At 59.1% G+C, this 12,770-nt stretch carries 11 protein-coding genes and 4 pseudogenes; 7 read left to right on the forward strand and 8 right to left on the reverse strand.

What is annotated here, in order from left to right; genetic code table 11:
- Positions 1 to 32: 32 nt before the first annotated feature.
- Positions 33 to 203, reverse strand: coding sequence for a hypothetical protein (locus tag OIU37_RS22135; protein WP_264258663.1), 171 nt, complete (start codon positions 201 to 203; stop codon positions 33 to 35).
- Between the two features lie 48 nt (positions 204 to 251).
- Here OIU37_RS22135 and OIU37_RS22140 point away from each other — a divergent pair, with 48 nt between their 5' ends.
- Positions 252 to 1,562: a hypothetical protein gene (locus OIU37_RS22140; protein WP_264258664.1), complete on the forward strand. Its 1,311-nt coding sequence runs from the start codon at positions 252 to 254 to the stop codon at positions 1,560 to 1,562.
- A gap of 460 nt (positions 1,563 to 2,022) precedes the next feature.
- Positions 2,023 to 2,559, forward strand: a complete 537-nt coding sequence (locus OIU37_RS22145; RefSeq protein WP_171603430.1) for a response regulator — start codon at positions 2,023 to 2,025, stop codon at positions 2,557 to 2,559.
- Between the two features lie 149 nt (positions 2,560 to 2,708).
- Here the strand turns inward: OIU37_RS22145 and OIU37_RS22150 are convergent, their stop codons facing one another.
- Positions 2,709 to 3,635 carry a manganese catalase family protein gene (locus OIU37_RS22150; protein ID WP_171603909.1) on the reverse strand — a complete coding sequence of 309 codons (927 nt, stop codon included), beginning with the start codon at positions 3,633 to 3,635 and terminating at the stop codon, positions 2,709 to 2,711.
- 486 nt (positions 3,636 to 4,121) lie between these two features.
- Between OIU37_RS22150 and OIU37_RS22155 the strand changes: the two genes are divergently transcribed.
- Positions 4,122 to 4,661, forward strand: coding sequence for a sigma-70 family RNA polymerase sigma factor (locus OIU37_RS22155; RefSeq protein WP_171603433.1), 540 nt, complete (start codon positions 4,122 to 4,124; stop codon positions 4,659 to 4,661).
- Between the two features lie 183 nt (positions 4,662 to 4,844).
- Here OIU37_RS22155 and OIU37_RS22160 read toward each other — a convergent pair whose 3' ends face one another.
- Both OIU37_RS22160 and OIU37_RS22165 read right to left on the reverse strand, forming a co-directional pair.
- The gene (locus tag OIU37_RS22160; RefSeq protein ID WP_182208061.1) at positions 4,845 to 5,573 is read right to left on the reverse strand and encodes a Crp/Fnr family transcriptional regulator; all 729 of its coding nucleotides are present in this window, start codon (positions 5,571 to 5,573) and stop codon (positions 4,845 to 4,847) included.
- Positions 5,574 to 6,140: 567 nt separating this feature from the next.
- The gene (locus OIU37_RS22165; RefSeq protein ID WP_264258665.1) at positions 6,141 to 6,512 is read right to left on the reverse strand and encodes a hypothetical protein; all 372 of its coding nucleotides are present in this window, start codon (positions 6,510 to 6,512) and stop codon (positions 6,141 to 6,143) included.
- A gap of 425 nt (positions 6,513 to 6,937) precedes the next feature.
- On the opposite strand from OIU37_RS22165, the gene OIU37_RS22170 reads away from it, so the two are divergent.
- Both OIU37_RS22170 and OIU37_RS22175 read left to right on the forward strand, forming a co-directional pair.
- On the forward strand, positions 6,938 to 7,183 hold the full coding sequence (locus OIU37_RS22170) for a hypothetical protein (protein ID WP_171603910.1): 246 nt from the start codon (positions 6,938 to 6,940) through the stop codon (positions 7,181 to 7,183).
- Between the two features lie 57 nt (positions 7,184 to 7,240).
- Positions 7,241 to 7,503 (forward strand): annotated as a pseudogene (locus tag OIU37_RS22175) (hypothetical protein).
- Between the two features lie 56 nt (positions 7,504 to 7,559).
- On the opposite strand, the gene OIU37_RS22180 reads toward OIU37_RS22175, so the two are convergent.
- From OIU37_RS22180 to OIU37_RS22190, 3 genes and pseudogenes are all read right to left on the reverse strand, one after another.
- On the reverse strand, positions 7,560 to 8,360 hold the full coding sequence (locus OIU37_RS22180) for an SDR family oxidoreductase (RefSeq protein ID WP_171603436.1): 801 nt from the start codon (positions 8,358 to 8,360) through the stop codon (positions 7,560 to 7,562).
- A 12-nt stretch (positions 8,361 to 8,372) separates the two neighbouring features.
- Complete coding sequence (locus tag OIU37_RS22185; RefSeq protein ID WP_171603437.1) at positions 8,373 to 9,542, reverse strand: zinc-dependent alcohol dehydrogenase; 1,170 nt, start codon at positions 9,540 to 9,542, stop codon at positions 8,373 to 8,375.
- 818 nt (positions 9,543 to 10,360) lie between these two features.
- A pseudogene (locus tag OIU37_RS22190) lies at positions 10,361 to 10,640 on the reverse strand (hypothetical protein); the annotation flags it as partial.
- A gap of 420 nt (positions 10,641 to 11,060) precedes the next feature.
- Here OIU37_RS22190 and OIU37_RS22195 point away from each other — a divergent pair.
- Together OIU37_RS22195 and OIU37_RS22200 are read left to right on the forward strand one after the other, a co-directional pair.
- Positions 11,061 to 11,342, forward strand: a pseudogene (locus tag OIU37_RS22195) (Hsp20 family protein); the annotation flags it as partial.
- Positions 11,343 to 11,411: 69 nt separating this feature from the next.
- Positions 11,412 to 11,641: pseudogene (locus OIU37_RS22200) on the forward strand (hypothetical protein); the annotation flags it as partial.
- Positions 11,642 to 11,730: 89 nt separating this feature from the next.
- Here the strand turns inward: OIU37_RS22200 and OIU37_RS22205 are convergent.
- Positions 11,731 to 12,756 (reverse strand): sensor histidine kinase, encoded by a 1,026-nt coding sequence (locus OIU37_RS22205; RefSeq protein ID WP_182208065.1) that lies wholly within the window; start codon positions 12,754 to 12,756, stop codon positions 11,731 to 11,733.
- Positions 12,757 to 12,770 lie beyond the last annotated feature (14 nt).

Genomic DNA, 12,770 nt, shown 5'->3' on the forward strand with positions numbered 1-12,770 from the left:
CGGTGTTAGCGGAAAGCGCGTCGGCCCCGGTACTACAGCTGATTTGGTCGCGGGCTCTCATCGTCGGCATGGGTTGCGTTCTCGCCGGCCTTCTCGCTCTGCCCGGCCGAACGGCCACGACAAAGTACGTCAACGACCTCTTCGTTTTCCTGGATGGTGCTCATCGTATCGCGCACGGCCAGGTACCGAACGTGGATTTCCATTCGTCGCTCGGACCGCTGACATTCTATCTTCCCGCGGCCGGCTATGGCTTGTCGGGCAATATGGGCGGCGCTATGCCGGTGGGGATGGCGATATTGGTCCTCCTGCTTGCGGTTGTTGCCGCGGAGATCGTCGGTCGCCGGATGCATTGGCTAGTCGGCCTGCCGCTCGCAATGTTCCTGCTCCTGATTGCCGCGGCTCCTGCAAATCCAGGTGAGAGGGTGGGGGAACTAACCTTTGCCATGTTCTACAACCGGGTGGGATGGGCAGCGCTCGGCCTTCTGCAGGTGATGTATCTGCCTCGCCTTCCGGGCGCTGGGGGTAGCAGAGGGGTGGACGCGGCATGCGCCAGCTTCCTCGTGGTGCTGACGCTCTATACGAAGATCACGTATGGCGTCGTGGCACTCGCATTCCTGTTTTTCATGCTTTTCGACCGTCGTCAGGTGGCGTGGGCGGCGCCCGCTTTTGGCATTATCGCCGCCGGCATCTCAGTGATCGAAATCGCCTGGCGCGGTGGGGCCAACTACCTTGCTGACCTCAGCCTTGCCAGCATAAACAGCGGCGGCCTTCCGACATTGACCGCCCTCAGTCACGTCACACGCAACAACCTCGCTGACCTTCTCGCCTACCTGACGATCGCGGTCGTTCTTCTTATCCTGACGCCAAGCTTTCGGCATCTGCTCTTCACGGGTTTTTGCGGCGCAACCGGAATCCTGCTGATCGAGCAGAACTTCCAGATTGTGGGTATTCTGACACTGGGTGCGGGCGCGGCCGTCATGACGGAAAGCGTTTTTCGTGCGGAGCTTCACTCTCAATACGGAAAAGCGCGCCTCGCCTTGCCGCTGCTCCTGGCCTTTTTGCTTCTCCCAGGCGCGGTCGGCAACGCTGGATCGCTTCTGATCCACTCCTATTACGCGGTCGGTAGCCGAGGCAAGCCTATCCCGCTGCCGGCCTTTTCCGAAATCCGGCTCGTCCAGATGTGGAGCGCCGGCCAGTACGAATATTTCGAGGACTACAACAGGACGCTGGTCGACGCTGCTGCGGCGCTCTCGCAAATTCGAACCGGAGACGAGCGCGTCGCGGTACTGGACTTCGTCAATCCCTTCTCCGCCGGCCTCGGGCTCACGCCGCCCGTTGGTGACAGTGTCTGGTATCACTGGGGACGGACCCTTGGGCCGGACTATCATCCGGCTGCGGAAGAGATGTTCGCCGAGGTCGACTTCATCCTGGATCCGAAGTGGCCCATCGAGATCTGGACGGGCAACGGACTGCGCGATCTTTATGCCCACTATATAGCCCGCCACTATGAGATGGTGCGAGAGACCGCCGATTGGCGCATTTATCGCAGAAGGGCTTCCTGAGCCCGCGAAGCCTGTATTTCCGCTATACGGCGATCAGCCGATGGCATCAGCACCAGCGCTATGCTTAGACCGATCATGCCGTCAGCTGGGTCGGAAGGGGGACCCAAAGTATGACAGGGACGGGGTCGCCAGGCTGCTACCAGGGCACTCGATTTCGCTAATCAGTTTCGACACGGACGGTATATCCGTCTCCGCGCGCTGCGGCTCGCCCCGACTGGTCTTGCAAGCTCTCAGCCCGCACGCCGCCTCCTACGATCCACGCGGCGAGTTTTCATTCGCCAGCACTGAGGCCGCCGCCGAGTCCGGTTGCTGTCGACCCTCAAAATGTTTCGCAGAGCGAGGAACCCGTTCAAGTCTTTCGAGGTTTGGTGCGAGCGCCGTTGGTGAGACCGCAGAAACCGGCATGTGCTTTTGCAAATCATGTCTCGCTGGAAGCACTGTGATGAGAGGACTAGGGACGATGACCGACAACGCTACCGAATGGATCGCAACGCGGGCTTATGCCTTGTGGGAACTGGCGGGCCGCCCATTCGGGGCGGATGAAATGCACTGGCAGCAGGCCGTGCTGGAGCGGCGCCTCCTGGAGGAGACCAAGGCCTCTACCGACGGCCAGGAAGTGATTGAGCGCACGCGGGCCGACCCGTTGAGGGCCCAAAGCAGTTCAAACATTCTGGTCGTTGAGGACGAACCTATACTTCGCTACGATACGGTCGATTTTCTCGAACGGGCTGGGCACCGGGTTCTCGAGGCTGCAAACGCGGACGAGGCTATGGTCTTCCTCAGGCGGAACGACATCGACACGCTGTTCACGGACATCGATATGCCAGGTTCGATGGATGGCCTAGGCCTTGTCAAAAGGGTCAGAGCTGATTGGCCGTCTACCAAGGTCATTGTCACTTCCGGCCTTATCGCGCTGTCTCACGACGACCTTGAAACGGGAGTTTCCTTTATCTCAAAACCCGCATCGCGGCTGGAGCTGTTGAAGCTTATCGCCTGAGAAACGCGACTCGATAATCCGCCGGCGGGGGCAGAGCAGCCCTCGTCTGAAAGGCGTTCCAGTCGGCTCTGTACGGTGTAAGACCAACAGGAAACCTTATCGGGTATTTGAGGTTCGAAAGCCGATATCGTTAGGCCCGTCTGCATCCGTCAGCGAGACTTCTTGTAGAGCTTCTCTGCGATCTCGAACATTTCCTCCGGCGCATAGTCCGGCGTGAATGCCGAGGGGACGCCGACGAGCTGTTGGATCTTACCGCCGTCCGGCATGCCGTCGACGACTTCGAGCTCACCCGGAGGATCCCCTGGAAGGGCGACCTCGTCGTTGCTCCATATGCCTGCGATTTCCTTGTAGTCGTTCGGGCTCCAGGTGTAGAGCCGGCGATGCGAACCTTCATCGAGGTATTGCTGGCATTCCGGAATGTTTACGAGCGGAATGTTCGGGCAAGGCAGGAACCTTTCGATCTCGACGCCCGTGATCTTTTTCAGCGCAAGGGCGTAGGCATGGGCATGGACGGAGCCGCGAACCAACAGATAGCCGCACACCGCACGTCCGGTTGGATCGGTCACCGTCTCGTAGACGCGCAACTTGTGGAGCCGGGCGCCACATTCGAGGTGAAAGTTGTGCAGCAGGTCTAGCACGACGTTGCCCGTCGTTGTGATGAAGTCGTTGTTCCAGGATACGCCATTGCTGTTAACCGGCATGGCGCCGCCGCCGCCCGACAGGAAGCTGGCCGCCAGCCGGATATCCTTCATGTCTTCGAACGGTGCAACGGAAATGTCGCCGCCGTCTCTTGCATCGCCGTCTGGGAGGTCGGGCCCGTTGTTCAGCATCGCGACGCCGTTGCTAACGAGCTCAACGTGTCCAAGTTCCTCCGCCGTGATGCTTGCGACCAGGCTGTAAAAGGGCCGCAGTTTGGACTTCGAGCGAAAATTGAAGCTCTGAAACATATAGTTTCCAAGCGTGGACATCTCGCCGTATTTTCCGCCCAGCAGTTCCTGCAATGCTGCGGCGGCGTTAGGATCTGCGGCCATCGGTGGCGGCAGTTCCGCCTGCAATTGGTCGACACGCATAAACATCGGAAGTCTCCTTTTTGATGGTAACAGCCGCCAACCTCGGCGTACTGAAGTTGTTCCCCAAAAAAATTGGCAATCCCAAAGTTTAGAATGCGTGGCCAACACCTCGTCTGCGGGCGCGCCGTGAGTCGAGGAGAGATGATTGTCTTGTCCAGCTCGACGCTTGCAATGGCGGGTCCGACTTCAACAGCCGATCCAAGCCAGAGGGGCCGGTCGCGGTTAAGATCTGGGGTGACCCGTCAGTGTGCAGTCGAGCGGATGGCGAACTGGACGCGCTGGTTTCAGAGGCTCGTTCAACGATCCAAGATGCGCTCTTTCTCGTCCATTGCCATCTCTCCGATGGCGGCAGGCTTATCGAAACAGCGGCGCCCGGCTGCGCATTCTTGCGGCCAGCGTTGTCTGACGATCGACTAAAATGCCTGTCCGTTCGATAGCGTACAGCAACGAATAGAATGGCATGAGCTTTCCTTACATCTCAGGAAAGAAAAAATGACAACTTTATATGCACAACGCGCTGCGGCGGAAACTCGAAAAACGTCTGCCGACCACGCTGCCACGGAAGCCGAGATGGTCGAACTTACACCCAGGTTGCGCGCTTTCGCCCGAAGGTTCCTGCGCAGCGATGACGACATTGACGATCTGGTGCAGGAAACCTTGCTGAAGGCGCTGAATTCGCTTCACCTCTATCAACCAGGCACCTCCCTGAAATCCTGGCTGTTCACCATCCTCAGAAACACGTTCTGCACAAATTATCGCAGGCGGATACGGGAGCCGGTTGGAATGGAGGCTGCTATCGAACAGCTTTCGATCGCGCCGGCCCAGGAATGGGCGCTCCGGGAGCGCGAAGTGCAACAGGCGTTGACGCTTCTTTCCGATGACATGCGCCGAGCCCTGACGCTGGTGGCGGCCGGAACGAGTTACGAAGACGCGGCCAGAATTTGCGGTTGCCAGCTGGGCACGTTGAAAAGCCGTGTCAGCCGCGCCCGTCAGTCGTTGGCCCTATTGTTAGGAAACGGCTTCATCGACTGATCGTATCCTGCCAGGCTCTATAGGGCCCAAGGACGTCATAGCCATGACGTGCGAAAGTCACACCTTTCCGCGGGCAAACCCATCCCATTTATCGAGATCTTCGATGGATCGCCGCGGTCGCTCACTGGCTCTGACCTTCGACCTTGCGCCAGGTTACAGTAGGAGGTTCCGGTTGTCGCGGATCTACAGCCTCGATTTCCTCAGAGGTCCGATCAGCCGCTCATATTCTTCCTCGGCCTTGCCGTAGGCATCGGCGGCAAACTCCTCCAGGCCAGCGCGATCTCTGATAATCAACAGGCCGCGGACCGAGCGGATGAAAAGTTTGCCCTCAAGCACATGCAAGGCGGTGGTGACGCTCGGCCGCCTTACTGCCAGCATCACGGAGATGAACTCGTGCGTGAGGGCGAGCTTGTCACCGTCGATCCTGTCGTGGCACATCAAAATCCAGCGCGCCAGCCGCTCATCGACCTCGTGGACCGCGTTGGAAAGTGCGGTGAACCCTGCTTGGATCGCCAGCACATGCGCACTCTTGTGGAGCAGGCTGGCGAAAACAGGCTGGGTTTTCATCAGATCCAGCAATTTCCCTTGCGGAAGCCGGTAGGCGAAACCCGGTACCTGAACGACGACCTGGGTGATGCTGATGCCCGCACCGATCGCCGCCGCCGTCGGTGCAAATCCGTCGCGTCCGAACAATCCGCCTTCGACACGATTGCCGTCAGGCGAAATGTTGATGATCGAACCCACTCCAGAGCAGGGAAAATACGCATGGTCGATCGGCGCACAAGCCTGGACGATAACGAAGCCACGAGGAGTCTCGCAGGGTTCAAGATGGCAAGCGACAGCCGCATACTCGTTCTGCGGCAAGAGGGCCAGAAGATGGTTCTCGCTAGGCTGTATGGTTGTTTGTGCCATCCTGCACTCCGACCCGGGCGGCGCGCCACAGCCCGGCTCGCCATCGCAACTCGCAAATCCGCGTTTGGTTCCCGCGTCCGGCCTGGTTAGCAAAAGATGTCGTTGCAGCACTCACCGGGATTTGCCGATGACGGCTAAAGCCCATTTTCCCCTTACCGCGATGATGAGAAATCTGGTGCAGCGACCGGTTTTTCGCCTCCTTCCAATTTGCTGCGAAACAGCGTAGCGGTCCGTGGATCTCAGGCGTCTGCGCCATCCTTGGGCAACTTCTGACGCGTCGAGATGATTGGCAGCGCGGGCTCAGCGTGCGCTCACCTTCAGGCCGTTGCGACATCTGTTCTGGCGTATGCAGCCATTCGCCTACGCATGCGGGGCAGTTGGTCAGCTGGCAGCACCGGCCGCCGGATGTGTTTCGGACCGAAACCTTCCTGGCAATCCCTTTGTCGTTTGGTCGCTTTCAGGTTTCGTCGAGAGAGCTCTTACCGATGGCAAAAATCCCAGCCCCGGCCTGGTGAGAGCCTATCCCGGTACAATCTTTGTTCTCCCAACTCTTCGAAAGCGGACAGTTCAGTGAAAATAGGGCAGGGTCGGACCGAACAATGTTGCGACAATGGCGGTCATATCGGAAGAACGTCCGCTGAGGACAAAGCCCCCAGGCAGCGCTGCCGACCGCCGGTCACGGGCAAAGATGAAAGGGACTTGCCGTGTCTCCAGCCATTCGTTCATCCAGAGCATCGCCTCGTCGGGGATGGTAATGTCGATGATTACGGCGTCGAACAACTGCTCCCCCGTCAAGCACTCCATCGCGCTGGAGACAACGACTGGCCCGATCACCGCTGCACTAAGCGCAGCAAGCGCATCTCTCGCGTCGTCGGGAAAGAAGTCAGCCTCACCGATAATTAGGATCTTTTTGCCGGCGACCTGGCGGAGCAAATTCATGACAGACGCCTAGATTCCCGGTTTGATGGTGATCATGCTCTTCTAGCCATTCGATCAGGTTTGCCCACGGCTAGCCAGTGCGTACCATGTCCAAGTACCGCGCGCGAGTGTGTTTCCTGCCGAAGCGGAGCGCGCAAGGTTGGTTTCCTTGTCAACCGGATGCCATCTTTTCCCGAGGGTACGCTTCCGCACCAGGCATTGAAATTGGAAATCCGAGTTTTAGGATCAGGCGGCTTAGGGGAGGAATGTGGATGATCCAGCATTCGGGAATCACGAAACCCGCGCTCCGGCCTGATGATCTGGCTATGTTGACGGCTGTCCTGGAGGGATGGTGCCGTGAAAAGTCATGCGAAATCGTCCGTCCGGCAGCCAGCTATGGGGCCACCTGCCGCGGGCCACGGCGATATCGTTTTCCTGAGATGTCCATGTCTACGATCCCAGTCGTCAACGAACCGGTCGAAGACCTTGCCTCCCGACTTGAGGCGATGACTGACGATGAGTTGTTCGTGATTATGAGCGCTTTGGAAAAAGCCAGCGACACTGCCGAGGAGGACACATTAGAGGAGATTCTTCCCCGGATTGCTTTGACCGAAAGTGAGATCGAGCGGCGCTATCCCGGCGACCTGCTCGCACCTTATCGTGACTGGAAGCAAAGACAACTACTGCTGTGACCGCTTTGGCCACGGAGCGATAGCAAAGCGAAGGCGTAAGCCGAGATGGAGGCTTCAATGAGCAGGTCTGAGACAACGACGGACCACCAGGCGATCCGGAAATGGGCAGAGGCAAGGGACGGCAGGCCGGCGGTTATTCGGACTGGCGGCAAAGGCGGCGTGCTGCGCATCGATTTCGGAGAAAAGGAAGAGGAATTCGAGGAGATCGGCTGGGACGAATTCTTCAAGATTTTCGACAAGAGCAAGCTTGCCTTTCTTTTCCAGGACGAGACCAAGAGGGAAAGAAGAGCCGCTTCAACAAATTCGTCGAGCGCAGTTAGACCGCTCGACGCGAGGGTGGCGATCCGATCGCCGCGTGGCCCCTGGAAGGCGACCTCTATTTGGTGCCCGAACCCGGCTCGGCCATCTTTGAATGCTGGTGGGCGAGCACACTTGCCGGAGTGACATTGGCAACGGCTGCCTGCAATTTGTTCTTCCAGCCGCTGACGACGTCGCCTTTGCCGTCCATCAACGCGTCATAGCCGATCCGCGCGACGTCGGCGGCATCGTCCTTCTTCGCCTGGCCGATCGCGGTGTCCATGAGATCGGCCCGCTTGAAGAACTCGGTCTCCGTCGCCCCCGGCATGAGGCAGCTGACGGTCACACCTGATTCCTTCAACTCCTCACGTAACGCAAAGGAGAAGCTGTTGATGAAAGCCTTAGTGCCGTTATACACGGCCTGGTAGGAGCCTGGAATGAAACCTGCGATCGAGCCTGTGAGCAGAATGCGGCCTTCGCCGCGGCTGCGCATCTGGTTACCGATCTCATGGATCAGATAGATCGTCCCTGTGACATTGGTATCGATGACCTTGCGCGCCTCGCCGAAACTCTGGTCGAGGAAGCCCTTGGCGAGGCCGCGGCCGGCATTGGCCATGAGCAGATCGACCGAGCGGCCGCTGGCGGTTATGCGCTCGACGAGCCGATCCACGCCTTCGAGCGTTGATAGGTCGGCTTCGACAGCGTCCACTGTCGTGCCGAACTCCTTGAGATTCGTGGCTACCAGGTTGATGCGCTCCTCGTCCGCGGCAATGATGAGGTCATAGCCGTCCTGCGCTGCGCATTTCGCCAGTTCGAGGCCGATGCCGGTGGATGCGCCGGTGACGACGGCGAGGCCTTTACCTGTTTGATGGGTGGCCATGATGCTTCTCCTTTAAGGTTTCAGAACGACCTTGATGCATCCGTCCTGCTTGTCGCGGAACGTCTTGTAGAGAGCCGGGCCATCTTCCAGCGTACCGCGATGGGTGATGACGAAGGACGGGTCGATTTCCCCGTTCTGGATACGCTCCATCAATATCGGCAGATAGTGCTGGACCGGTGTCTGGGCCATCTTGAAGGTCAGGCCGCGATTGATCGCCGAACCCATGGGGACTTTGTCGAGGAAACCGCCATAGACGCCGACGATCGAGACCGTGCCGAAGTTGCGGCAGCAGTGGATGGCCTGGCGCAGCACGTGTGGTCGGTCGGTTCCCATGAACAGCGCAACCTTGATCCGGTCGAGGCGCGAATCCCAGCTGGCAGCTGCTTCGGCTTCGGTTCCCACGGCGTCGATGCAGGCATCGGCCCCACGACCATCCGTCAATTCCATGATCTGATCGTAGATATCCTTGTCCATGAAATCGAGCGCAATGGCTCCGGCCGCTTGCGCAAGTGCCATCCGCTCAGGCACCGCGTCGATGGCGATGACTCGCTCCGCCCCGAGCAAGAAGGCCGAACGTATCGCCATTTGCCCGACCGGTCCGCAGCCCCAGATCGCTATCGTGTCGCGGGGCTGGATATTGCAGAAGTCGGCCGCCATGTAGCCGGTCGGGAAAATATCCGAAAGGAAAAGCACCTGCTCGTCGGAAAGCCCGTCCGGCACCTTGATCGGCCCGACATCGGCATAGGGCACGCGCAAATATTCGGCCTGTCCGCCGGCATAGCCGCCGAGAAGATGCGAATACCCGAAAAGTCCCGCCGGTGAATTGCCCCAGAGTTTCGTGACCTTCGAGCGATCGGGGTTGGAGCGCTCGCAGCCGGAATAGAAGCCACGCTTGCAGAAAAAACATTCGCCGCAGGAAATGGTGAAGGGTACGACGACTCGATCACCTACCTTGAGCTTGGTGTTGTCCTTGCCGACCTCCATCACTTCGCCCATGGTCTCATGGCCCATGATGTCGCCACTGTGCATCTCCGGCATGACGCCATCGTAGAGATGCAGATCCGATCCACAGATCGCGCAGGCGGTTACCTTGATGATGGCGTCACGCCCGTCCTCGATCCTCGGATCGGGGACGCTATCACAGCGGATATCATGCTTGCCGTGCCACGTCAGAGCTCTCACTAATCTTCCTCCTCACGGTTCGTCGATGGCGCTTCAACATCGGCTTTGAAGAAATGTTCCCGTCTATGCCGGTCTTTCCCACCGCCCGAGCGAGCGGCATTGTCGTGCGGACGGTAACGTCGCCGACGATTGGGCGCTCGACGTGATGGATACGGGTATTCGTATGCCCACTGCAGGCGCATCCCGTTGCCCACGCTGAGTATATGGCAGCTGATTTCAACCAGTGGCGAGCGCGGCCACCGCCGAGTATTCGCGCGATGGCGCCGATCGTCAGGACGGTGAATTCAAGCATCCTCAACACAATTCAGGCGCGGGAAGACTCCGCGCCTGTTCACCTGCTCAACAAGGACGAGAGCCCCATAAGGCAGAACTCGTCTACTTCGTATTTTTGTGGCTCTGCTCGCCAGCTTTTACGTGCTGCTCGTGGCTACCGCCCTGCTTGCCGGAGGAGCTCGAAGCCTTTTCCGACGCGCTCTTGCTGCTGCCGCCCGACTTCGAGCCTCCCTTTGACTGTGATCCACTGGTAGATGGCATGTTACACTCCTCGGTAAGAGATCGGCTTGATCTCGGGCAGTCAACTTCCATCCCGTAAAAGTGTTCCCGGTGCGTCCCCCATCGAAGGCGGCGCTTTTCTGACCGTCTCCTTGCTCGCCTAGCGAAAGGATGATCGGCCGGTCGCACGGCCGCGAGAGACCGGAAATCCGAGTTCCAAAAAGAGATAGGTTCCAGGGGACGGAGGCTCGAATCCCCCGAAGCGGAAAGGCTTCAACCCTCCCGCAACGTGCGAGGAGGGTTGAACTCAAGGCTGGATAGATGGCTGTCGGCCGATACCGATCGCGCTGTTGCGCGATCTGCTCAGGGGCATTTGGATCGAGCGTGTGGTCGAACCGGGTCCATCCCTGCTCGTTATAGGCACGCCGACGTTCGACCGGGTCGACCCAGCAGAACCCTGGAGGATAGCCTGCGCCTCGAGGCGCGCGCATCGTCGACCTTGGCTGTTACCAAGCTGCCACCGCGGCGAACACCTTCCGCATAGAGGTGAACATCATCTTCCGAGACGCCGGAGTCGGTGAGGGCACCGATCAGCCCACTAGCCACGGCGCCGCAGCTTGCGGCACCACGGGTCCGACACCAAGGATGGCCTCAGTGCAAGACGGAGGTCTTCGCCTCGCGGTCAACAAGTCGTTCCACCGTGCCGATGAGGCGCGCTGCGCGCCTCAAGACTTCGATCCCGTCATCGCTCAAAGCAATATCGTCGCTCATTCGCTCCATGAAACGCGCGACTTCGATAAGTTTGGCTGCGAGGTCCGAATGGCGGACCTGTTCAGCACTTCGCGCAAGCCGTCGAAGACACTCGGAGTATCTCGACGCAAGAACGAGCCTGTCCCTCACAATGTCGGCTTCGGAAGGGGAGGGCGATTGCAGAGTCTTCTGCTGCATAATCCTGTCCTCCCTATCCGACCATAGTGCGGATTGCGCTGCGCGGCCTCTCCGGCCTGCTCATGACGAAATCCCAGCGAGATTACCCAGGAACGCAATGTGCTGATTGTCAAGGGACAGAAAAACGAGAACAAGGAGGGCGAGTATTTGCATCGCGGCATCGCTGGCCGTTCCTTCGAACGCCGGTTCGAACTTGCCGACCACGTACGGGTTGAAAACGCCTCGCTGACGAACGGTCTTCTCACAGTTGATCTGAAGCGCGCGATCTCGGAAGCGATGAAGCCGCGCAAGATCGCCATCGGCAATTCGACAAGCGGCCAGTCGCCGCTGCAAATCGAGGGCGACAAGCAGGTGGCATAAGGTTACTGCATGGGAAGGCCGGCGCCGTCGAGCGGCGCCGGCTCTTGGACGCAATAAAACGATCAACATTCGGAAACGCCAGCATTCGACGGGCGCGATCTTGCCGCGTGCCAGCCGGTCTTCGACACTCTGCTACGCGAAGCCGGGGTGACAAGAGATTCGGAAGAGCCGCCCGGATCGCTGCCATCGTCGTCGAACTTTATCGGCAAGGCGTCCGCGACCCTGACCATCTTCGTTCGATGGTGGAAGGGGCCCGAGGGCTCTTCAGGCGAGCGGAGATAAGCGGCTTCGCAGCGTAGTCTGCGCTGGTTGTCCCCGATACCCATACGCAGCGCGCGGTCGGCGGCGCCGCGCTTTGGGCGGGGGGCGGGTTCTCGACTGGCTCCAGTCATTCCTCAGCGTCGGAATAGGTTTTGTATTGCAGCTTCTCGAGCGACGCATCCAGCTTCAGGATGAGCCCTGTCGGTGCGTAGTCGACAACGATTTCTCCGAACGAACTGAGGCTGGAGTTGATTAGCCGGCACCCGAACCCCTTCTTTCTTGGAGCTTCCACCGCGGGGCCTCCCGCCTCCCGCCAACTGAAGCTCAGGCGCTTGTCGCCCGACTCCTCGCGCACGGACCATTCGATTTTGATAGTCCCGGTATCTTGCGACAGTGCACCATACTTGTTGGCGTTGGTGACGAGTTCGTGCAGCACGAGCGAGAACGCGAGCGCCGCTTGAGGACCCAGCTCAACCGCGGGACCACTTGCTTTGAAACGTCCGGACGTCTCAAGTCCGAGATTAATCGCTGTCGCCTCGATAATCGTCGCCATGGTCGTCCCCAGCCAATTCTGCTGCAGCAAAATGTCATGTGCTTTCGAATAGGCATTGATGCGGGCCGAAATCGCCTGTTCTGCGTCCTCCATGGAACTGGCGTTTCGGAAGGATTGAGTGGTGATGGCCTGTACGACGGCGAGCGTATTCTTGATGCGGTGAGAGAGTTCATGCATCAGAACACGCTGTCGCTCCTCGTTCTCTCTCTGGTCGGTCTGGTCTCTGAGTATCTTTACGAAGCCCTCGACTTCGCCCTCGTCCGAGGTCAATGCCATCATCTGGCCCGAGGCCCAGAACAACGAGCCATCCTTGCGAACATGCCAGCGCTCATCGTTGCCGTGACCTTCGGCCAACGCGGCGGCCATCTCCCCCTCAAGAATTCCCGCCTGCAGGTCTTCCTGCGTGAAGATTACTGCTGCGGGCTTGCCGACAATCTCAGTTTCATCCCATCCGAGGATCCGTCGCGCACCTTCATTCCACGTGGTCACCAGGCCACTCAGATCCATCGAGATGATCGCATACTCGATCGCGCTCTGGAGGATGGCTTCGAGAAAACGCTCTCGGGAGCGGCTGGAATTGGAAAAGAGTTTCATGATCATGTGATTGCGCCTGA

It is taken from the genome of Rhizobium sp. BT-226 (assembly GCF_025847085.2).
In the GTDB taxonomy this organism is placed as follows: domain Bacteria; phylum Pseudomonadota; class Alphaproteobacteria; order Rhizobiales; family Rhizobiaceae; genus Rhizobium; species Rhizobium sophorae.

Bases quoted from the DNA above. Each gene is read 5' to 3' on its own strand.
- OIU37_RS22165 (WP_264258665.1), bottom strand. From the start codon at position 6,512: ATGAATTTGCTCCGCCAGGTCGCCGGCAAAAAGATCCTAATTATCGGT.
- OIU37_RS22180 (WP_171603436.1), bottom strand. From the start codon at position 8,360: ATGGCCACCCATCAAACAGGTAAAGGCCTCGCCGTCGTCACCGGCGCA.
- OIU37_RS22145 (WP_171603430.1), top strand. From the start codon at position 2,023: ATGACCGACAACGCTACCGAATGGATCGCAACGCGGGCTTATGCCTTG.
- OIU37_RS22155 (WP_171603433.1), top strand. From the start codon at position 4,122: ATGACAACTTTATATGCACAACGCGCTGCGGCGGAAACTCGAAAAACG.
- OIU37_RS22135 (WP_264258663.1), bottom strand. From the start codon at position 203: ATGGAAATCCACGTTCGGTACCTGGCCGTGCGCGATACGATGAGCACC.
- OIU37_RS22205 (WP_182208065.1), bottom strand. From the start codon at position 12,756: ATGATCATGAAACTCTTTTCCAATTCCAGCCGCTCCCGAGAGCGTTTT.
- OIU37_RS22160 (WP_182208061.1), bottom strand. From the start codon at position 5,573: ATGGCACAAACAACCATACAGCCTAGCGAGAACCATCTTCTGGCCCTC.
- OIU37_RS22150 (WP_171603909.1), bottom strand. From the start codon at position 3,635: ATGTTTATGCGTGTCGACCAATTGCAGGCGGAACTGCCGCCACCGATG.
- OIU37_RS22170 (WP_171603910.1), top strand. From the start codon at position 6,938: ATGTCTACGATCCCAGTCGTCAACGAACCGGTCGAAGACCTTGCCTCC.